This window comes from Wohlfahrtiimonas sp. G9077 (assembly GCF_002252155.1).
GTDB lineage: Bacteria > Pseudomonadota > Gammaproteobacteria > Cardiobacteriales > Wohlfahrtiimonadaceae > Wohlfahrtiimonas.
Genome location: NZ_NEFD01000008.1, coordinates 26,226 through 47,472 on the forward strand (window position 1 = coordinate 26,226; position 21,247 = coordinate 47,472).

A 21,247-nucleotide genomic window follows, 5' to 3' on the forward strand; every position below is an offset into this window, starting at 1 on the left:
CATGAGTGACAAAGAAAAAATCGACTTTGGCTATGAAACCATTGATAAAGATGAAAAAGAAGAGCGCGTTGCTGAAGTGTTTCACTCGGTTGCATCTAAATATGATGTAATGAATGATGTCATGAGCATGGGTGTGCACCGCTTATGGAAACGCACCATGATTGAATTAACAGGCGCGCGTAAAGGGCAAATGGCACTCGATTTAGCCGGTGGCACGGGCGAGATCGCCATGAAGGTGGCCAAGCGTGTGGGTGATGAAGGGCATGTGGTGTTATCGGACATTAACTCATCGATGCTTGAAGAGGGCAGAAAGCGCGTCATCAATTCAGGCTTTGGCGGAATGATCTCCTTTAAAATCATCAATGCAGAAGAGATTCCTTTTCCGGACAATACCTTTGATTTGGTCACCATCAGTTTTGGTTTACGCAATGTGACAGACAAACTCAAAGCCCTCAAAGAGATGCGCCGCGTGACAAAACCTGGCGGTCGCACTGTGGTGATGGAGTTTTCAAAACCCGTTGCCCCAGGCTTAGCGCCCATTTATGATTTTTACTCTTTTAAAGCTTTGCCATTGATGGGCAAAATCATCGCCAATGATGAAGACAGCTACCGCTATTTAGCAGAGTCCATCCGCATGCATCCGGATCAAGAAACCATGAAAGCGATGATGCTAGAAGCGGGCTTTGATGAAGTGGAATACAAAAATTTAACGGGCGGCATCGTGGCGATTCACCGCGGCTTTGTTTTTTAATCTAAAAGGGTAATCTATGTTCTCACGTTGGCTTCGTGCGTTAAAAATTCATTGGATTTTAATGCGTTATGGTTTGTATGAATTGGTGTTTTTGATTCCGTTCTTCAGACTCTTTGTGTTTTTAAAGCCCTTAGTCAACTTGCTGAATAAATATAAGGATACGCCGTTACCGGTGCGCATTCGTTTAGCCCTTGAAGCCCTTGGCCCCACATTTGTGAAGCTTGGGCAAGTGCTCTCTACACGTAATGATCTTTTTCCGGAAGATTACATTGAGGAGTTCTCAAAGCTTCAGGACAATGTGCCTGCTTTTGATTCAAACATTGCCATTGAGATTATTGAGCGCGCGTTAAAGCAGCCGATCAGTGAAGTGTTCCGTGAGTTTGATGAAGTGCCGATGGCGGCCGCATCAATCGCCCAAGTGCACAGCGCCATCCTTAAAAATGGTGATCACGTTGTGGTCAAAGTGGTGCGCCCAAACATCCAAAAAGTGATCCTACGGGATGTGCAATTGATGGAGATGATTGCTGAAGCGGTGGAGGAATATGTGGCCGGCGGTGATCGCCTTCGCCCAGTGGAAGTGGTGGCAGAATACAAACGCACCATTTTAAGCGAGCTTGATTTAACCCGTGAAGCGGCCAATGGTTTGCAATTAAAGCGCAACTTTGAAGGCAGCCACGAGATGTATGTGCCACACATTTATTTAGAATACACTTCTAAAAACATCATGGTGATGGAGAAAATCAGCGGCATTCCGGTGGATCATGTGGAAACGTTGCGTGACCTTGGCGTCAATATTCCTAAATTGGCAGAGCTCAGCGTGGAAGTCTTCTTTAAACAAGTGTTTGTGGACAGCTTTTTCCATGCAGACATGCATCCTGGGAATATTTTTGTGGATGCCACCGACCCTGCGAACCCTTCTTACATTGCGTTGGATTACGGCATCATTGGCACGCTCGGTGAAGAAGATAAACACTATTTGGCCAGTAACTTTTTGGCGTTCTTTAACCGTGATTATCGCCGCGTGGCAGAATTGCATGTGGAATCTGGTTGGGTGCCCGCAGATACTTCGATTGAAGAGTTAGAATCGGCCATTCGTTCCATTTGTGAGCCGATTTTCAATAAGCCGCTCAGTGAAATTTCTTTCGGTGGATTGTTGTTGAGCCTCTTTCAAACGGGGCGCCGTTTTAATATGGTGGTGCAGCCACAATTGGTATTGTTGCAAAAGACGCTCTTTAACATTGAAGGCATTGGGCGCAAACTCTATCCTGAATTGGATTTATGGAAAACGGCTAAACCCTTTTTAGTCAAATTTGTGAAAAATCAAAAGAGTGCCAAAACGGTGCTGCGTAAGTATCAAAATGCCATCCCAAGTTGGATTGATCATTTACCGGACGCCATGCAAAATCTCTATTTGATCTCTCAAGACATGGTGCGCGGGCAGTTTAAAACGGATCTTAATGAGAAAACGCTGGAAAAATATCAGAAAATTCAAGCCAAACAAACCACACGCAAAGTGTATGGATTGCTCGGTGCAGCAGCGCTGGTTGCCACGATCGTTAGTTGGCATAATTTAGAAGATTTCTTGGGCGTTTTTCTCATCTTATTGGCAGTTTTTGCATTTTATCAAGCACTTCGCGAGTAAAGGGCTGTAAAGAATTTAAACAATGCGGATATTTTCGTTATAATCACTCCGTGATCTGATCACACCGGTTGTCAAAATATTAATAATTTGGGAGTAAAATAATGAAGAAATTAGCATTATTGGCTGCTTTGTCTGTTGCCACGATGAGTGCAGGTTTTGCGCAAGATTTAGAACAAGCGAAAAAAGTGCGTCAAGCGATGTTCCAAGTGGCTGCATGGGAAATGGGCACATTAGCGGGCATGGCCAAAGGTGAAATTCCTTTTGATGCCGCTAAAGCTGAAAAAGCTGCAAAAGTGATGAATGCCATGGCCATCTCTTTAGATGAAGTGTTCATTCCAGGCAGCTACGCAGGTTCTAAAGTGCGCTCTGAAATCAATACAAAGCCTGAAGTGTTTGCAAAAGATGCTGCGAACTTTGTGAAAGAGAGCGAAGCGATGATCACAGCTGCAAGCTCTGAAGCCACATTAAAAGCACAATTGGGTAAATTAGGCAGTACTTGTAAGAGCTGCCATGACAGTTTCCGTGCGGACTAATCTGCTCGGTTAAACCATAAACAAGGTGCCCGTTCACCTTGTTTTTACTTTAATAGGAGAGGGAATTGATGACAACAATGGTTCGTAAACTTAGCCGCTTAGCTGCTTTGACCGGTTTAATGGCCTTAGGCACCACGGCATTTGCGAAAGAAGTGCGCATTTATAACTGGACGGATTATATTGATCCTGAGCTCGTCACCGAATTCACAAAACAGACGGGCATTGATGTGGTGTATGACACCTTTGACAGCAATGATGTATTGTTGGCAAAAAGTTTAGCGGGTAATTCAGGTTATGACATTGTTGTGCCTTCGGATTATACGGTGGCTTACCTCATTCAAGCGAATAAATTAGCGCCCATTGAAGCCGATAAAATCCCCAATCTTAAAAACATTTGGCCGTTTGTCACTGAGCGTTTAAGCGCCTTTAACGGGATGAATGAGCACTCTGTGCCGTATTTTTGGGGCACAACCGGAATTGCCTATGATGCCAATAAAATTAAAGAATTGATTCCGGATGCACCGACGGATTCTTTAGAACTCATCATGAATCCAAAATATGCTGAGAAATTGGCAAGCTGCGGCATTTACATGGTGGATAACCCAAGTGAAGTGTTGCCGGTGATCAATATGTATTTGGGCATTCCGGCAGAATCCACCGATCAAAAAGATTTAGACAAAGCGTATGATGCGTTAAAACAGATTCGTCCCTACATTAAAAAATTCCACTCCTCTGAATACATTTCAGCCTTGGCCAATGGCGATGCGTGTGTGGCGTTTGGTTGGTCGGGCGATGTTTATTTAGCCCGTGCGCGTGCGGAAGAGGCTAAAACCGGTGTGGACATTAAATACTTTGTGCCAAAAGAAGGCAGCCTGGTTTGGTTCGATCAGTTCACGATTTTAGATGATGCACCGAACAAAGATGAAGCCTACGCCTTCATTAATTTTATGTTAGATCCTCAAAACAATGCCCGTTCTGCGAACTATGTTGAGTATGCCACATCAAACGAAGCGGCCTTTCCTTATGTGAGTGAGCACCTTATTAATGACAAGATCTTGTATCCTGGTCAAGAAGATCTCAATAAACTTCACATTAAGCAACCTTACACGCGCTCAGATCAAAAAAAATTGGTAAAATTTTGGCAGAATCTAAAAAATAGGAAGTAAAGGGGAGAGTGTCATGGAGATAATGCGTCGTGAGGAGTTTTTGAGCTCCATCATTAACAAACAAGCGACAACGAACGATCATGTGTTGCGCATTCAGTTTGAACTCAAACATGGGGATGCGGAAAACTTAGTGGGCGCATTATTAGACTATTTCATTGTCTCAGATGCTGAATCGAGCATCGATCGCACTAAAGTGACGAAAGATGGTATGTTTCAATTAGATGACGATTGGTTGCTCTTTTTTTATGATCATTTAGAAAAGAGTGTGCATCCGTGTACACCTTTGCCACGCAGTTGTAAAAGTGTCTTGACAGAAGATGTGCAAGGCACCTTTGATTTTATTGCCAACCCTTATTGATTTGATCGAGCATGAACATAGCCATAGAACTGTTAGGCGCCGATGCTAGGTTTCGCGCGAGCATTGCCCAATTTTTGAAATTAAAATCAAAAGATCGTTTTGTCCTTGCAGATAAAGGGACAATCACATTGATTGATGCCGACTCCATTGAAGGGAAAAAGGCATTACAAAAACATTTAGATGATCACACCATTATTCTCTCTGTCATGCCAGAACAGTGGGATCATCCCTTTTTTGTGAAAAAGCCCATCAAAATTGATGAACTCATGGCGGTGCTTGAAAAAGTTGCGGCCAAAGCGCCATCAATGATCCCGCCCATTCAAGAAGCACCGAATGACGCGATGGTTGATGCCAAAGTCTCCGGCAATCCTTTTGCCAAATTTTTAGACCCAAGTTACATTGCCAAACATAAAGCTGGGCAAAACACCTTTGCCGCCATTGTGGAAAAAGGTCATCAAGCGCCTGAGTTACTAGTTGAAGCGGTGCCTAAACAAGAGGATTATCGTCTGTTTAGCACATGGCAAGATGAACTTGTTGAGCGCAAAGGGCTGACCAAATATACATATGACAATTATTTAGAACAAACGGCCGGGAAAGATTTATATGACTCTTCGTGTCTATATGGCAATCAAGAAGAGTGCTTTGTGGACATGAAAGAGCATGCCAGCGTTTGGCTTTTTGAAAAAGTGCTTAAAATGGATCCAAAAGGGCCGATCTACTACTTTGATTATCTCGATGGTATTGTATTTATATTTGCCGATGGTATTGTATTATCAAACTTAGCAGTGGAAAGATTGCATGATTTTTCAAAAGCCACAAAAGATGAGATCGTCCTAAAAGCCGTGGCCTCTGAGGCAGAATTTTTATCATTGCTCAATCGGTATGAGCAATATTCGTATGGGAATGCGCTTGGCATTATGTGCCGAGCAGTGTTGATGGGGGCAAATGGCCGAATCATCAATGGTAAAGACATCAAAGAGCCCTTAGGTTTAATGAAGCACGATGGGCAAGCGAAGATGGTTTTAACGCTGCCTCATGCAAAAGAGATGGAGAACATTTGGCGCTATCGCAATGTGTCATTGCGCGATACTGCGGAATTACTCACGGAAGTCAATCCGTACCACATCTTTTCCTATTACACGATGTGCGATCTTTACGGTTATTTTGATCGCAAAGTTGAGGATCATAAAAACAGGAATCAATTGGATTTAAATACGTTGTTGTCAGAGTTACAAAAGCTATAAAGCAATTAAAGGTATAAATCAATGAAACAATATAAGATATTATTTGTCGGTCCTGTTGCCAGCGGTAAAACCACCGCAGTCAAAAGCTTATGCGGCGAAGATAATGTTGTGACAACTTGTAAAAAAACCAGTGATGAAGTGGCGTCAATTAAAGGCGATACGACAGTCTCTTTAGACTATGGTATTTTGCCGTTCAATAGTGGCTTGAAATTGCATATTTATGCCGCGCCCGGTCAAGAGCGTTTTCATTTTATGCATGACATTTTAATGCAAGGCACCATTGGCACCATTTTATTACTGAGCATGCGCCACATTAAAGTCGAAGAAGTGGGTCAAATTTTATATGAATATTTGCAAGTGATCGAAAGCACGCCTTGCATTGTGGGTGTGACACAATCTGAAGGGTTTGATCAGGGCGAAATCGATCTATTTTTAAACGCAATTTTTCAATATCACCCATCGCTTTCTGATACAATGACCGCGGACGTTAGGAAAAAACATGATGTTCTTAAACTGGTCGAGAAGATGGTTGTAAAGGCTAACGAACGATGATAGGAAAAAAATATATTACAGTAACGGCCCAAGGCGCGTTATATGCAGTACAGAAGTCAACGACCAATCAGGCGGTGCGTAATGTCTTGTTGAAGTTGCTGAGTATGAAGGAAAGTCCCGAATTGTCGGATGATTTGATTTGTCAATTGACCGGCTTTGATGCTGATAAAATCAAATTGGCTAAAGCCATTTTTTACCAGTTAGAGATTATGCATTTCATTCAGGCCGAGACCAAAGTTGTCTCTGTGCCAATGATTAACTTCGAGAATGATCTGCCGTCAATGTTATCAATGTATTCTAGTTTAGGGAAAGCGTTACTTTCGGATCAACTAGGGTTTTTATTAGGTAACGTTGGTTTTCCTGATGAAGAGCTGAACGGAATAGCAGCAATGAGTACGCGTTTAGCCGCTTTATATGATGATAGTTACGCAACGGTTTCTAATATTTTAGGCGGGCATAGTCATGTCGGTGTTGGTATTACTAACTATCAGGGTATGACGCAGTTGGGTATTTATGCTATGGACGTTTCAGGTAATCAATTTACCTTGACGATTGCGGGTATCCCTTTTTTAAATCAAAAAGCTTTTCGAGATTTAATATGGGTGTTAGTATATCGATATGGCAATGTTAAGTTCAAAAAGAACTAGAGATATAATAAAAGGATAAAAGTATATGCGTGAAGAAGTGTTGAACTCAATTTTAAGTGAATTGAATGGTACATCTGCGGATATAGAGGCTTCTGCGATTATTTCGACAGATGGTTTAATCATGAGTTCACTCTTGCCGGCAAGTATGGACGAAGATCACGTCGGTGCGATGAGTGCGGCAATGTTATCTTTAGGTGAACGTATCGCTAAGGAATTAGCGAGAGGTGAGTTAGAGCAAGTGTTGGTTAAAGGGGCTTCTGGTTATGTCATTATGACATCTGCGGGTAATGATGCTGTTTTATCAGTCATGTGTAAGTCAAATGCTCGTTTAGGTTTGATCTTCCTTGACATCAAACGAGCATCCGAAGCAATTAAGCCGATGCTATAAGATGGCTAAAAAAGAAGCCCACTTTGACAGTGGGTTTTTTTGCGCCCTTAAAAAGTGAAATCTTTTGTATAATGAAACTTTTGGCTGAGATGGACAACTATGAGTGAACGAATCAAACATCCATTGATCATATTAGGATCAGGTCCTGCGGGATATACAGCGGCATTGTATGCGGCGCGTGCAAATTTAAAACCTGTGATCATCACAGGGATTCAGCAGGGCGGTCAATTAATGACCACCACAGAAATTGACAACTGGCCAGGCGGCGAAGCAGGTTTAACAGGGCCAGCATTAATGGCGCGTTTAGCAGAACATGCAGAGCGCTTTGGCACAGAGATGATTTGGGATCACATTGAAAAAGTCGATCTTTCAGGTTCTACATTCATCTTAGAAGGCGGCAGCAGTACATATGAATGTGATGCCTTGATCATCGCAACGGGCGCGACCGCAAAATATTTAGGTTTACCCTCTGAAGAGGCTTATAAAGGCAAGGGCGTCTCTGCTTGTGCCACATGTGATGGTTTTTTCTATAAAGATCAAGAAGTCGTTGTGGTGGGCGGTGGTAACACTGCGGTGGAAGAAGCGCTCTATTTAAGTGGCATTGCCTCAAAAGTGCATGTGATTCATCGCCGCGATACATTCCGCGCTGAAAAAATCATGGTGGAAAAGTTATACCAAAAGGTTGAAGAAGGTAAAATTGAGCTCCATCTCAATAGCGTGTTGCATGAAGTGACGGGCGATGGCGCTGTGGTGCAAGGCGTGAATATTTTGGATGTGGCAACGGATGCCGTGAAATCTGTGCCGGTGCAAGGCGTGTTCATTGCCATTGGTCATCACCCAAATACGGATATGTTTGCAGGGCAATTAGAGATGGTGGACGGCTATATTAAAGTGCGTTCAGGCATCGAAGGCAATGCCACAGCGACAAGTGTTGCGGGCGTTTTTGCCTGTGGTGATGTAATGGATTCGGTGTATCGCCAAGCCATTACATCCGCAGGAACCGGCTGCATGGCAGCATTGGATGTAGAAAAATACTTAGAAACAATCAATTAAGGAGTTTATTATGCGTTACAACAAAATGGAAAATTTGGACCTCGTTGGTAAAACCGTATTGATTCGCGAAGATTTAAACGTGCCGATTCATGATGGCAAAATCACCTCTGATGCGCGTTTAGTGGCATCCATGCAAACCATTGAGCAAGCCTTAAAGCAAGGCGCGGGCGTATTGGTGATGTCCCATTTAGGTCGTCCTGAAGAAGGTGTTTTCAATGAAGAATACAGCCTTGCACCGGTGGCCACTTGGCTCAGCGACAAATTGGGCTTTGACGTACCGTTAGTAAAAGATTGGATCGATGGCGTCACCGTTGAGCCAGGTAAAGTCAAATTATTAGAAAACACGCGCTTTTTAGTGGGTGAAGGGAAAAACAATCCTGAATTGGCCCAAAAAATGGCGGCTTTGTGTGATGTGTTTGTCATGGATGCATTTGCCACAGCGCACCGTTCGGCAGCTTCCACTGTGGGCGTTGGCGACGCTGCAAAAGTGGCCTGTGCTGGCATGGTGTTGTCCCAAGAGTTGGATGCTTTGAAAAAGGGCTTAATGGCGCCTGAGCATCCGATCGTTGCGATTGTGGGCGGCTCAAAAGTCTCCACTAAACTCACTGTATTGAATCAATTGTTAGATAAAGTGGATGTGCTCATCACCGGTGGCGGCATCACCAATACTTTGTTATTGGCAGAAGGCTTTAGCGTGGGCAAAAGCTTAGCAGAAGCAGATTTAGTGGCCGATGCCAAAGCATTGCTTGAAAAAGCCAAAGCCACTGGCAAAAACATTCCGTTGCCGGTTGATGTTGTGGTGGGTAAAGCCTTTGATGCAAACACAGAAGCCACAGTGAAGAAAATTGCTGATGTATCAAGCGATGACATGATCATGGACATTGGGCCTGAGACGGCAAAACTCTATGCAGATCTCATCAAAACTTCGAAAACCGTTGTCTGGAATGGTCCTGTGGGCGTGTTTGAATTTGCAAGCTTTGCAGAAGGGACAAAAGCGGTGGGCGAAGCGATTAAAAACAGCAGCGCATTCTCCATTGCTGGCGGCGGTGATACAGTTGCGGCGATTGAGCAATTTGGTTTAACGCCCAGCATCTCTTACATTTCTACAGCAGGCGGCGCCTTCTTAGAATTTTTAGAAGGCAAAGAGTTACCTGCCGTGGCCATGTTAGAAAGAAAAGCGAACTAAAGGATGAATATGAGTGACGAAATCTTAATTAATAAAACGCCATACGAAACGCGCGCAGCGGTGATGCGAGATGGTGTTTTACAAGAAATATTAATTGAGAGGACGGATCGAAACCTTTTGGTGGGCAATATTTATAAGGGCAAAGTTGTCCGAGTATTGCCCGGCATGGAAGCAGCCTTTGTAGACATTGGTCTAGAACGGGCTGCTTTCTTGCATGTCAATGACATTCATACGGTGCGCAATTCGTTAGAGTTGGAAAAGCAAGTGTTACCCGATGAAGATGAAGGCAGCACCAATGACGAAAAACCTGTGATCGCGCCGCCAAAAGCGGACATCACAGCCATTTTGCATCAAGGTCAAGAAGTGGTGGTGCAGGTGATCAAAGATCCCCTTGGCACTAAAGGCGCACGCTTGACCACACAAATTTCCATTCCCTCTTGTTATTTAGTCTATTTGGCCGAAAGCGACGTGATCGGCGTCTCCATTCGCATTGAGCAAGAGGAAGAACGCACGCGTTTAAAAGAGCATTTAACCCAATATCAAGCAGAATTGGGCGGCGCTTACATTGCCAGAACAGCCGCAGAAGGCGTGGATCCTTGGGTTTTACGGGCGGACATGCAGTTTTTATCACGCCTTTGGGACAATGTCTCTGAGCGCATCAAGCAATCAAAAGCGGGCGATCTCATTTATGGCAATTTCCCGTTAGAGCTTCGCATTTTGCGCGATTACGTTGGGCGCGGCATTCAGCAAATTCGCGTGGATGCGGCCGAACCTTTTGAGAAAATGCGCGGCTTTGCAGAGGATTTTCTGCCAGAAACGCTGGACAATTTGCAGCTCTATAAAGGTTCGCGCCCCATTTTTGATCTCTATAACATTGAAGAGGAGATTGAAAAGGCGCTCTCTAACCATGTCTCTTTAAAGTCCGGCGGCTACATCATCATCGAGCAAACCGAAGCGATGACCACAATTGACGTCAATACGGGCGCATATGTGGGGCACCGCAATTTAGAAGAGACCATTTTTAAAACCAATTTAGAGGCGGCAGGCGCCATTGCCCATCAAGTGCGGTTACGCAATTTAGGCGGCATGATCATCATCGATTTTATTGACATGACCAATCCTGAGCATCAGCAAAGTGTGCTTGATGAATTGCAATCCCACTTAGCGATGGACAACGCGCGCACCACGATCAGCGCGGTGACGTCCCTTGGTTTGGTGGAAATGACCCGTAAACGCACGCGCGAAAGTTTAGAGCATATTTTGTGTGAAAAGTGCCCAACTTGCCAAGGCAAAGGGTACATTAAAACCAAAGAGAGCATCTGCTATGAGATTTTCCGCGAAGTGGTCAGGGAAGCCAAGCAATATCCAAACATCAGCGGCATTTTGATTTTAGCCTCTGCCGATGTGATCGAGCAGCTTCTCGATGAAGAGGCGCATCATTTAGCAGAATTGCAAACCTTCACGAAACTCAACATTAAACTGCAAGCCGAAGCCTTATATAATGTGGAGCAGTTTGACATCATTTTACTGTAGGAACTTATGACAAAGATTGTGGTGGCCATCACCGGCAGTATTGCCGCGTATAAAGCAGCGCACTTGGTGCGTTTATTGAGAAAAGCTGACTGTGAAGTGCGCGTAGTGATGACCAAAGGCGCAAAGGCCTTCATCGCGCCGATGACGCTGCAAGCTTTGTCTGGTCATCCTGTGGTGGATGACATTTTAGATCCCGCCCATGAAATGGGCATGGGGCACATTGAATTGTCGCGCTGGGCGGATCAAATCATCATTGCGCCGTGCAGTGCAAACATGCTGGCGAAATTGGCGCACGGTTTGGCCGATGATTTAGTGAGCGCAATGTGCTTAGCTTCTCCAAAGCCCATTCACATTGCCCCAAGCATGAACCGCTTGATGTGGGCAAACCCGATGACGGTGAACAATGTCCAAACATTAACGGGCAGCGGGCGCTATGTGATGATCGCGCCAGAAAGCGGCGAGCAAGCCTGCGGTGAAGTGGGCGAAGGGCGCATGGCAGAGCCGGAGCACATTGCAGCGCGTTTAATGGCGGATCATGATCCTAAGGATTTACCGCTTAAAGGGAAAAAAGTTGTGATCACCGGCGGGCCAACGCGCGAAGCCATTGATCCTGTCCGTTACATCAGTAACCATTCCAGCGGTAAAATGGCGGCAGCGTTGGCCGATGCTTTTTGTGCAGCGGGCGCGGATGTCACGTTGGTGCTTGGCCCTTGTGAAGCAAAGCCCACAAAATCCGTTCGCATTTTACCGGTGCAAAGCGCGCAGGAGATGCTCGCAGCGGTGGAATCTATCATCACGGATGCTGCCATTTTTGTGGGCGCAGCAGCTGTTGCCGATTACCGCGTAGAAACCATTGCCACACACAAAATGAAAAAAACAGCAGGCAATGAAACACTCACGTTAACGTTGGTGAAAAACCCAGACATTTTGGCCACCATTGCTGCGCGTAAGGATAAACCCTTTGTGATTGGCTTTGCGGCAGAAACGGACAACGTCATCGAATATGCCAAAGGCAAACTTGTGGCAAAAGGGCTCGATCTCATTTGTGCCAATGATGTCTCGCACGGTAAAGTCTTTGGGCAAGATGAGAATCATATTGTCATTATTGATACAAATCACACCGAATATGAACTGAAAACCGACACAAAACAAAACCAAGCAAAAGAAATTGTCCGTTTGGCGATAAAAAAGTTGGCAGCGCAAAAATAGATGTATCCTAAATACAACAATATAAATTATTGATTTATATTAAATAAATTTAAAAAAACTTTTCTGTGTAAATAATGCAACAACAAAATGTATTAAAAATGAAAAAAATAGTTGCATTAAAGTCACAAATAGTATTAAATTAGCCACATGGATAGATATGAGAGTTGACTCATTAAATATCTAAATTATTTTTAATCAATTTGGAGCTTAAGATATGAAAAAGAGCTTAGTAGTAGTAGCATTAGCGGGTGCAATGGCATTCACAGCAGCATCTGCTGAAACAGTTTTATACGGTTCTATCCGTTTAGGCGCAGAAGTTCAAAAGAACCATTTCAATAAAGAAGGTGAATTGAACAAACGTGGTCTTCAAATGAAAGATTTCGGTTCTCGTTTAGGCTTAAAAGGTTCTGAAGATTTAGGTAACGGCACTAAAGTTATCTATCAATTAGAATGGGGCTTTGATGGCATGGATGGTGGTCAAAACGGTAAAGGCTTCGAAAACCGTTTGGCTTACGTTGGTTTAACAGGTGACTGGGGTACAGTTGCTTTAGGTCGTCAAAACAACCCATTCACTGAATCTTTGAACGCTGGCACAATCGCTGACGAATTCAACGGTAGTTACACTTCTGCATTGCGCATTGCAACAGGTGCAGTATTTGCAACACCATATGCTGGTGTAAACGTAATTACAGATCCATTAACAGGTGCTGTTACTGGATTTAAAAAACCATCGAGTGATGATATTGGTTTCGATTCAATGGATACTCGCGTAGGTAACTCTATTGCTTACGTATCACCTTCTTTCTCAGGCTTCAGCTTCACTGTAGCAGGCATTGCTAAAGCACCTAAAGCAGATGCAGATAGCTATGATGCTGCATATAACTCAAGCAAAGGTTTTGACATCTACACAGTAGGTTTAAACTATGAGCACGAATCAGGCTTCTACGCAAAAGCTGCATACTTAGGCGCTGATGTGTATGAAGATGCAAAACGTGGTAACGCTTATGGTTTGAACGTTGGTTTTGCTAACGAACAATTCGGCGTAAATGCTGACTTCGGTGCTGCAGAACGTGGTCGTAAAAACGAAAACCAAGCTAAAATCTCTTCTAAAGGTTGGGACGTGGGCGCACAATTCTCATTCGGTCCTGATTACTTCAGCACAGTACGTGCAACTGTAGGTCAATCTACAACTAACTACAAATATGCTGCTGAATTAGATCAAGATAAAGTAAAAGATAAAATGACTGTTTGGGCATTGGGCTTTGAACAAAAATTATCCACTCGTACAAAAGTATGGGCTGAATTTGCTAAACAAAACAGCAAAGTTAAAGGTTTAGAAGTAGAATCTAAAAAACGTCACAACGATGTGTTCTCTTTAGGTATCCGTCACGATTTCTAATCTGACCTGACTAAAGTCACATAACGTTATATACTATAAGGCCCGCATTGCGGGCTTTATTTTTATGGGGAGAATGTATGATTGGCGTGATCGGCAGCGGTTCTTGGGGCAGTGCATTGGCCATTCACATCGCAAAATGTCAAGATGTGATGCTGTGGGGATTTAACAACGAAGATGTAGAAAGCATCAACAACACCCGCACCAACCCACGATATTTAGGGGACATTGTCTATCCTGAGAACATCACCGCCACGACACAATTAAAAGAAGTGGTGGATCAGTGTGATCAATTGGTGTTTGTGGTGCCATCTTTTGCCTTGCAAGGCATTTTACAGGAGATCAAGGAATATCAGCGTCCGGGCTTATCTTTCATCAATGCGACGAAGGGTTTAGAGCATGATAGCAATCGCTTTTTTTCAACCTTGATTGATGAGTTGTTTGATTATCCTGTGCAAGCGGTGTTATCGGGCCCAAGCTTTGCATCGGAAGTGGCGCGTCATTTACCCACCGCCATCACCATTGCCTCGAAAAACGAGCGCGATGCCAAATCCTTTTTGCCGCTCTTTCATCATCACCACATGCGGGTGTATTTAAACTCAGATCCTATTGGCGTACAGTTGGCGGGCACGTATAAAAACGTGATTGCAATCGCAGCAGGGATTTCTGCCGGTTTAGGTTTTGGTTGTAATGCGCGCGCCGCCTTAATCACCCGAGGTTTAGCAGAGATGACGCGCCTTGGCACATCGCTTGGTGCATCGGTGGAAACATTTTTAGGGCTTGCGGGCGTCGGTGATCTCACCTTAACCGCCACCAGCACAGAGTCACGCAATTACCGCTTTGGGCAATTCATCGGGCAGGGCTTGACGAAAGAGGAAGCCTTTGAGAAGGTCTTTCAAGTGGTGGAAGGTGCGAACAACGTCATCAATATGAAGCTTCTTGGTGAAGCGCAGGGCATCGAACTGCCAATTGTCAATGAAGTGTATCAAATCTTAATGGAGAATTTGCCGCCTCATTTAGCAATGAGCCATCTGTTAGAGCGCTCAGCAAAAAGCGAATAAGAAAAAAGCCTCGATTGCTCGAGGCTTTGATGCATTTTATACAGTTAACAAATCAACGACTATTTGTAACGAGTTTTTGCGAAATAACGGTCAAACTGTGCTTGTGTATTTAATGCGATGCTTTTAGCGTCATTTGCAGTTGCTAATGCTTCGTCAGCTGTTTTTTGTGCGTTTGTTGCACAGCCTGTAGCCACTAAACCTAAAGCGATTAAACCTGTTACTTTTAATAAACCTTTCATTGTATAACTCCTTGTTAAAGTTGGATAACAAATTGACTGTATTATCATGCCTTGTTTCTGGCATAAAATCAATTCTCCAAGTGAATTATAGTCTATTTTAGAAAATCATACAGCCATGCATAAATTAAATCATTTTGCACAATATAGCTACTGTGGTCGTGATCTTTTAGCATAAATAATTGCGCGCCCTCAATGTTGTGGGCAATGGTTTCAAATGTTCCCTCGATGTATACATCGTTTTCTCCGCCCATGATGAGGGTTTTTGCGGTAATCGCATGCAAATCCTCCGGCAAAATGTTCGGTTCTTCGAGCATCATTTTGTACAAAGGATTCGGATCTAAGCGATACATGCGCTCAACATAGCGCGTGCACGCGGGCGTAAAATCCTTTGGCGAGAGATTCGGTCCAAGGAGCACAATGCGCTCGGCCATGTTTGGGTATTGCATGGCCAAGAGCATCGTGATGATTGAGCCATCACTGAAGCCCACAATGCGCACCGGCGCAAGATCTAAAGCGGTGATGAAGGCATGAACATCCTTCATCATGGCATCATAATGATAATCAGGGTGCGCAGCACTTTTGCCGTGATTGCGGCTATCGATGGCATAGCAGGTAAAATCACGGCTCAATTGAGCAATGAGCGGCGTAAAGATGGTGTGATCCTCACCATTGCCATGCAAAAAGATTAGCGGCGGCCCTTCGCCGGTTTGTGTGTAGTAAAGCTCAATGCCGTTGATTAAAATGGTTGCCATGTTCGCCTCGTGCAAAGCCCAATCATATCATTCCCAAGCGGGTGGCAGGTTATAAAAGGCTGGGAAGTTTGCCTTCACATATGCTTTATAATCCTCACTATTGACGATTTCCACCAATGCTTGTGCCCAATCGCTGCTTTGCTGCCCATCTTTGACCACAATCCAGTTCACAAAGAGTTTGCCGGGCTCAGTTTTTAAGATGTACTCATCAGGAATTTTGGCATCTTGGGCAAAGTTCCCGTTGATGATGGCATAATCTAAATCCACGCGCGAGCGCACCACTTGCGCCGCATCAATGGCCACGATTTTGACCTTTTGTGGGTTGTGGATGATGTCTTTTTCAGAAACGGTGATCGGGTTGGCATTCGGATCTAATTCAATCCAGCCCAGTGATTCTAAAATGCGTAAGCCGCGAGCGAAGTTGGTGACGTTATTTGGAATGCCAATGCTGCTGCCTTCTTTAACATCCGAAAGGCTGGATAACCGCGCGCGATAAATGGCCAGCGGCGCCGTTGGCACTTGGGCAAGTGGCACCAAATCCCCTTTGACTTGGGCATTGTATTCCTCTAAATAGGGCTTGTGTTGAAAGAGGTTGGCCTCTGCTGAGCCTTCAATCACCGCTTGATTCGGTAAAATGCCATTGGTGGTTTCACTCAATTGATAACGAAAGCCGCGCTTTTCAAGTTCAGGGCCAATGTGCTGGCGGATCATGTCGGCAAAATCACCAGGCGATGAGATTAAACGCACCGTTGGTTGTGTGGTTTGTGCCTTTGGTGCGGGATCAGAGCAAGCGGTTAAGCTCAATAAAGCAGAGAGCAACAATAAGATTTTTTTCATATTCATCATTCCTTAAAATTGGGCCAAAAGGTCAGCATAATGGGCGCGTGCCACATCGGGATGCGAGCGCAAGCGACCTTTGAGGAAGTTTTTACCAATCTCTGTAAAGAGCGGATTTTTGGGGTCTTGCGTGATGGCAAAATTGGCAGCCTGCAAATGTGCCGGTAACGATAAAAGCGGCACGGTGGCATCTAATTGAGAGGTTAAAAAGAAGGCCAATGAGTAGCGATCTGTGCCCACAGGCGGCGTTGTGACGCGGTGCTGCGTGGCCTTTAAATAGCCTTGGGAGGCAATCTCTAAAAGCTCACCGATGTTCACCACAAAGGTGCCGCGAATGGGCGTTGCCGTGATCCATTGATCGCCTTTTAACACCTCAAGCCCGGATGCTTCATCTTGGGAAACAAACGTCAAATAGCCCGCATCTTTATGGATGCCAACGCCTTGCTTGGTATCTTCTGTACCCGGGTAATGGATCGCTTTACAGAGCACAGAAGGCTTGTGTGCATATGTGTGGGCAAAGGCATCCGCCGGTTGGCCAAGGGCGAGTGCAAAGGCGCTGAGGAGCTCTTTGGCCAATGCCACTTGTGCCGTTTGTAGGGCAAGCAATGTGGGTTTAAGCGCTGGCAATTGTGCCGGCCATTGATTGGGCCCTTGAAGGCGCAGCCAAGGCTGATTGTCAGGAATGGAGGCTTGCGGCAAGGCTTCATATTCAGGCATGTAGTCTAATTGCTCGCGGCCATCGGGGCGTTCACGGGTGATCTCATTATAAAGGCGCGTATAGCCTCTAAAGTGGCGCGAATGGATCATCTCGATGGCCAGCTTATCTTCAATGGGCAGTGCAAAAAAGGCTTTGGATAAGTTGAGCGCCTCATCAATCAATGTTTGATCAATGCCGTGGTTTTTGAGGTAAAAAAAACCAATGTTGTGAGTGACGTCTGCAAGCTTGGCAATGAAATCCGCCTGCGCTTCGCCGCCAGCACGAAACTGAGAAAAATCTAAAATGGGTAATGCATGTGACATGGGAATCTCCTAACAAAATCAATTCAACCATGCCGATTGATTTGACTTGCCCATACGTGAAGCACGTAAGGAAGATCCCTAAAAAGAGATGGACGCTTTAGCTGTTATGCCCGCAAGCTGTTTTTTCAAATCGGCATACACATAGAATTAAAGTAAAAAATGAGGGATGTCAAACATTTCTCGAAAATTTTCCATCATTGATTTTGTTGATACTGCCAAAGTGAGGCATACAGCCCATTTTGAGCCACTAAATCTGCATGTGTGCCACTTTCAATGACCGCGCCATCATCAATCACCACCAAGCGATCCATTTTGGCAATGGTGGATAAACGGTGGGCAATGGCGATCACTGTTTTGCCGGCCATCAAAGTTTCAAGGTGCTCTTGGATCACCGCTTCAGATTCAGAATCAAGGGCGGATGTGGCTTCATCTAGCACCAAAATGGGGGCATTTTTCAATAAAACGCGGGCAATGGCAATGCGCTGACGCTGCCCGCCAGAGAGTTTAACGCCATTTTCCCCCACAATGGCATCAAGCCCTTTGTTGCCATATTGATCCACAAGATCATTCACAAAATCTAAGGCTTTGGTTTGGATGAGCACGGCGTTGATCATCTCATCGCTGGCATTCGGTTGCCCATAAAGGATGTTGTCACGAATGGAGCAGTGAAAGAGCGCTGTATCTTGCGCCACAACGCCAATGTGATGTCGTAGGCTCTCTTGCGTGACCTCGGTGATGGCTTGTCCATCGATGGTGATGCGCCCTTGCTGCACGTCATACAAGCGTAACAATAGATTCACCAAAGTGGTTTTTCCGGCGCCCGATGGCCCCACTAACGCCACTTTTTCGCCAGGCGCAATGGTTAAGGAGAGATCTTGATAAATGGGTTTATCCGCATGATAATGAAAATGAATGTGCTCAAAGGCAATGGCACCTTGCGTCACTTGAAGCGTTTTTGCATTCGGTGCATCGGTGATCTCGTGCTCAGCCGTCATGATTTTAATGCCATCTTGCACGCTGCCGATGTCCTCAAAAATTGCATTGACCACCTTCATCACCCAAGTGGACATGGTGTTGATGCGGATCACTAAACTCAAGGTAAAGGCGATGGCGCCCGCAGTGATGAGGGCATTTTGCCAAAGCAGCAATGAGATCACGATGGTGCAGGCGATCAATAAACTATTGAGCATTGTGAGAGAGAAATCAAGGGCGGTCACTAAGCGCGTCGAATGCAGCGCCATGTTTGTTTGATGACGCATGTGTTCGTGGGTTTTGGCAGATTCACGATCTGAATGGGCAAAGAGCTTTAAAGTCAAAATATTGCTGTAGCTGTCCACAATGTGCCCCATTAAGCGTGAACGGGCTTTTGCGGAGCGATGAGAGCGCTCGCGGGTTTTGGGCAAAAAGTAGCGCAGCAATAGAATGTACGCCACGATCCATATCAACATCGGTAACGCAAGCCAAACATTGAGTTCCACAAAGAGCACAACCGTTGTCACCGCATAAATGGTGACGCGCCACATTGAATCGGTGAGCATTAAGACGGAATTGCGGATCGATTGCCCTGTGCTCATCACGCGGCTGGCAATCCCGCCTGAAAAATTACTGTGAAAGAAATTCAGGCTTTGCTTAATCAAATGATTATGCTGCTGCCAACGAATGAGGGATGTGAAGTTTGTGGTGAGCACTTGATTCATCAATAGATCATGAATGAGAGAAACCATCGGACGAATGAGGACAATCACCACCATCATCCAAATAAACGTGCTTGCGTGCTCAGCAAAAAGCTCAGAAGGATCCTTGACGGATTGGATGATGTCCACAATCTCGCCGATGTATTTAAATAGGGCAATTTCCAAAATCGCTGTGAAAAAACCCACAATGAATAGAGCAATGAGCGGGCCTTTCACCTGCTTTAAATAAAAGGCATAAAAGCCCCATAAGCTTGTGGGCGGCGTTTGAGTGGGCGCAGGTTGAAACGGTTGGATGATCTTTTCGAAGTAATTGAGTTTTTTCATGGCATCGGCTAAAGCGGCAAAGGCCATAGCTTATGCCAAATGGTAATTATTATCAAATGACAATCAAAAAGGGGATGTCATTCATCCCCTTCATTTTAATTACAAAAAGAGCTCGTAGGCAGGATTGTCCGTCTCTTCGATGTAGTCATAACCCAATTTAGATAAAAACTCTTGGAAGATGGCTTCATTTTCTTCTGTCACGGCAAAGCCCACCAATGCACGGCCATAATCTGAACCATGATTGCGATAATGGAACAGCGTGATGTTGAGCTGTACATTGAGTGTATGCAAAAATTGGAAAAGGGCATTCGGCTGCTGTGGGAAGATGATGCGCAATAAGCGCTCGCCTTTAATCGAACGTGGTTTTTTCCCGCCCACCATGTGACGAATGTGGAGTTTTGCCAATTCATTGTCACTCAAATCCACCACCGCTAAACCGTGGCCTTCAAGCGCTTCGATGACGTTTTCTTTTTCTGTTTTGCCATGCTGCAATTGAATGCCCACATAGACGATCGCTTGGCGATCACTGGAATAGCGATAGTTAAACTCTGTGATGTGGCGTTTACCAATCACATTGACAAAGTTTAAGAAGCTGCCGGGCTCTTCTTGAATGGTGACGGCCAATAAAGCTTCGCGTCCTTCGCCAAGTTCTGTGCGTTCTGCCACGTATTGTAAACGGTCAAAGTTGATGTTTGCGCCACTTAAAATGTTGCCCACATTTTTAAAGCCAATGTCGGGATACATCTCTAAATATTTTTTAATGCCGGCAACGCCAAGGGCGCCAGAAGGCTCTGTGATGGCGCGCGTGTCTTCAAAAATGTCTTTCATCGCCGCACAGATCTCATCTGTGGTGACGCACACAATGTCATCCACCAAGTTTTTGGCCACTTCAAAGGTGTTCTCGCCAATCTGTTTGACGGCGGTGCCATCGGCAAAAGTGCCCACTTGCTTGAGTTTAACGCGCTCATTTTGATCAAGCGCTGCTTTCATGGAGGCCGATTCCACAGGTTCCACGCCGATCACTTTGCAATGGGGCGCGATGAATTTGATGTAAGCGGCAACGCCAGCAATCAAACCGCCCCCGCCGACGGGCACAAAAATGGCATCTAAATCTGGTTGCTGCTCGATCATCTCTTTACCAATGGTGCCTTGGCCGGCGATCACATCCCAATCATCAAACGGGTGAATCAAGGTTTTGCCGCTTTCATTGGCAAGGCGCACTGCGTATTCGCTCGCATCATCAAATGTATCCCCGTAGAGCACCACATTCGCACCGCGCGCTTGGCAGGCATTGACTTTAAGGGCAGGGGCGGTAATGGGCATTACAATCGTGGTATCAATGCCAAGGGCTTGACCGCTCAATGCCACGCCTTGCGCATGGTTACCGGCAGAGACACAAATCACGCCTTTGCGGCGCGCTTCTTGAGAGAGCTGATAAATGCAGTTGTAAGCGCCGCGGATTTTAAAAGAGAAAACAGGTTGTGTGTCTTCACGCTTGATCCAAATATTGGTTTGTAGATTTTTTGATAAGCGTGGCATAAAGTCGAGTGATGTACGTTCAGCGACATCGTAAACACGCGCCGTGAGGATATTGCGGATTAAATTATCCATGGTGAAATAACCTTTGTCCTTATTTTGAGATTAGATTTTGATGGATCTAGT

Annotated in this window: 21 protein-coding genes; 15 read left to right on the forward strand and 6 right to left on the reverse strand. The window is 45.0% G+C overall.

The window, feature by feature from the left end:
* Position 1: 1 nt before the first annotated feature.
* The 15 genes from ubiE to B9T20_RS09460 all read left to right on the forward strand — a co-directional run bounded on the left by ubiE (position 2) and on the right by B9T20_RS09460 (position 14,719).
* Entirely contained in the window at positions 2–751 is a 750-nt protein-coding gene (gene ubiE / locus B9T20_RS09390; RefSeq protein ID WP_018122483.1) for a bifunctional demethylmenaquinone methyltransferase/2-methoxy-6-polyprenyl-1,4-benzoquinol methylase UbiE, read from the forward strand.
* Between the two features lie 16 nt (positions 752–767).
* The gene (ubiB, locus tag B9T20_RS09395; RefSeq protein WP_094490812.1) at positions 768–2,393 is read left to right on the forward strand and encodes a ubiquinone biosynthesis regulatory protein kinase UbiB; all 1,626 of its coding nucleotides are present in this window, start codon (positions 768–770) and stop codon (positions 2,391–2,393) included.
* Positions 2,394–2,494: 101 nt separating this feature from the next.
* Positions 2,495–2,926: a cytochrome c gene (locus B9T20_RS09400; protein WP_094490813.1), complete on the forward strand. Its 432-nt coding sequence runs from the start codon at positions 2,495–2,497 to the stop codon at positions 2,924–2,926.
* A 68-nt stretch (positions 2,927–2,994) separates the two neighbouring features.
* Entirely contained in the window at positions 2,995–4,092 is a 1,098-nt protein-coding gene (locus B9T20_RS09405; RefSeq protein WP_094490814.1) for an extracellular solute-binding protein, read from the forward strand.
* 22 nt (positions 4,093–4,114) lie between these two features.
* A complete protein-coding gene (locus B9T20_RS09410) occupies positions 4,115–4,450 on the forward strand; it encodes a hypothetical protein (protein ID WP_008316286.1) in 336 nt (111 codons plus the stop codon).
* Positions 4,451–4,461: 11 nt separating this feature from the next.
* Positions 4,462–5,694, forward strand: coding sequence for a hypothetical protein (locus tag B9T20_RS09415; RefSeq protein WP_094490815.1), 1,233 nt, complete (start codon positions 4,462–4,464; stop codon positions 5,692–5,694).
* A 21-nt stretch (positions 5,695–5,715) separates the two neighbouring features.
* Positions 5,716–6,246: an ATP/GTP-binding protein gene (locus B9T20_RS09420; RefSeq protein ID WP_094490816.1), complete on the forward strand. Its 531-nt coding sequence runs from the start codon at positions 5,716–5,718 to the stop codon at positions 6,244–6,246.
* Positions 6,243–6,893 (forward strand): hypothetical protein, encoded by a 651-nt coding sequence (locus B9T20_RS09425; RefSeq protein WP_094490817.1) that lies wholly within the window; start codon positions 6,243–6,245, stop codon positions 6,891–6,893. Before B9T20_RS09420 ends, B9T20_RS09425 begins: the two co-directional genes overlap by 4 nt.
* Before the next feature lie 25 nt (positions 6,894–6,918).
* Positions 6,919–7,281 (forward strand): roadblock/LC7 domain-containing protein, encoded by a 363-nt coding sequence (locus B9T20_RS09430; protein WP_008316295.1) that lies wholly within the window; start codon positions 6,919–6,921, stop codon positions 7,279–7,281.
* Positions 7,282–7,380: 99 nt separating this feature from the next.
* Complete coding sequence (gene trxB / locus B9T20_RS09435) at positions 7,381–8,334, forward strand: thioredoxin-disulfide reductase (protein ID WP_094490818.1); 954 nt, start codon at positions 7,381–7,383, stop codon at positions 8,332–8,334.
* Between the two features lie 10 nt (positions 8,335–8,344).
* A complete protein-coding gene (locus B9T20_RS09440; protein ID WP_094490819.1) occupies positions 8,345–9,520 on the forward strand; it encodes a phosphoglycerate kinase in 1,176 nt (391 codons plus the stop codon).
* A 9-nt stretch (positions 9,521–9,529) separates the two neighbouring features.
* The gene (gene rng / locus B9T20_RS09445) at positions 9,530–11,053 is read left to right on the forward strand and encodes a ribonuclease G (RefSeq protein WP_094490820.1); all 1,524 of its coding nucleotides are present in this window, start codon (positions 9,530–9,532) and stop codon (positions 11,051–11,053) included.
* Positions 11,054–11,059: 6 nt separating this feature from the next.
* Entirely contained in the window at positions 11,060–12,262 is a 1,203-nt protein-coding gene (gene coaBC, locus B9T20_RS09450; RefSeq protein WP_094490821.1) for a bifunctional phosphopantothenoylcysteine decarboxylase/phosphopantothenate--cysteine ligase CoaBC, read from the forward strand.
* Positions 12,263–12,476: 214 nt separating this feature from the next.
* A complete protein-coding gene (locus B9T20_RS09455; protein WP_094490822.1) occupies positions 12,477–13,661 on the forward strand; it encodes a porin in 1,185 nt (394 codons plus the stop codon).
* Between the two features lie 77 nt (positions 13,662–13,738).
* A complete protein-coding gene (locus tag B9T20_RS09460) occupies positions 13,739–14,719 on the forward strand; it encodes an NAD(P)H-dependent glycerol-3-phosphate dehydrogenase (RefSeq protein ID WP_094490823.1) in 981 nt (326 codons plus the stop codon).
* Positions 14,720–14,778: 59 nt separating this feature from the next.
* Here the strand turns inward: B9T20_RS09460 and B9T20_RS09465 are convergent, their stop codons facing one another.
* The 6 genes from B9T20_RS09465 to ilvA all read right to left on the reverse strand — a co-directional run bounded on the left by B9T20_RS09465 (position 14,779) and on the right by ilvA (position 21,196).
* Positions 14,779–14,958, reverse strand: coding sequence for an alanine-zipper protein (locus tag B9T20_RS09465; protein ID WP_008316302.1), 180 nt, complete (start codon positions 14,956–14,958; stop codon positions 14,779–14,781).
* Between the two features lie 92 nt (positions 14,959–15,050).
* Positions 15,051–15,710 (reverse strand): alpha/beta fold hydrolase, encoded by a 660-nt coding sequence (locus tag B9T20_RS09470; RefSeq protein WP_094490824.1) that lies wholly within the window; start codon positions 15,708–15,710, stop codon positions 15,051–15,053.
* A 27-nt stretch (positions 15,711–15,737) separates the two neighbouring features.
* Positions 15,738–16,547: a MetQ/NlpA family ABC transporter substrate-binding protein gene (locus B9T20_RS09475; protein WP_094490825.1), complete on the reverse strand. Its 810-nt coding sequence runs from the start codon at positions 16,545–16,547 to the stop codon at positions 15,738–15,740.
* Positions 16,548–16,559: 12 nt separating this feature from the next.
* Positions 16,560–17,567 (reverse strand): isopenicillin N synthase family oxygenase, encoded by a 1,008-nt coding sequence (locus B9T20_RS09480; RefSeq protein ID WP_094490826.1) that lies wholly within the window; start codon positions 17,565–17,567, stop codon positions 16,560–16,562.
* A gap of 194 nt (positions 17,568–17,761) precedes the next feature.
* Positions 17,762–19,585 carry an ABC transporter ATP-binding protein gene (locus B9T20_RS09485; RefSeq protein ID WP_094490851.1) on the reverse strand — a complete coding sequence of 608 codons (1,824 nt, stop codon included), beginning with the start codon at positions 19,583–19,585 and terminating at the stop codon, positions 17,762–17,764.
* A gap of 99 nt (positions 19,586–19,684) precedes the next feature.
* A complete protein-coding gene (gene ilvA / locus B9T20_RS09490) occupies positions 19,685–21,196 on the reverse strand; it encodes a threonine ammonia-lyase, biosynthetic (RefSeq protein ID WP_094490827.1) in 1,512 nt (503 codons plus the stop codon).
* Between the last annotated feature and the right edge of the window lie 51 nt (positions 21,197–21,247).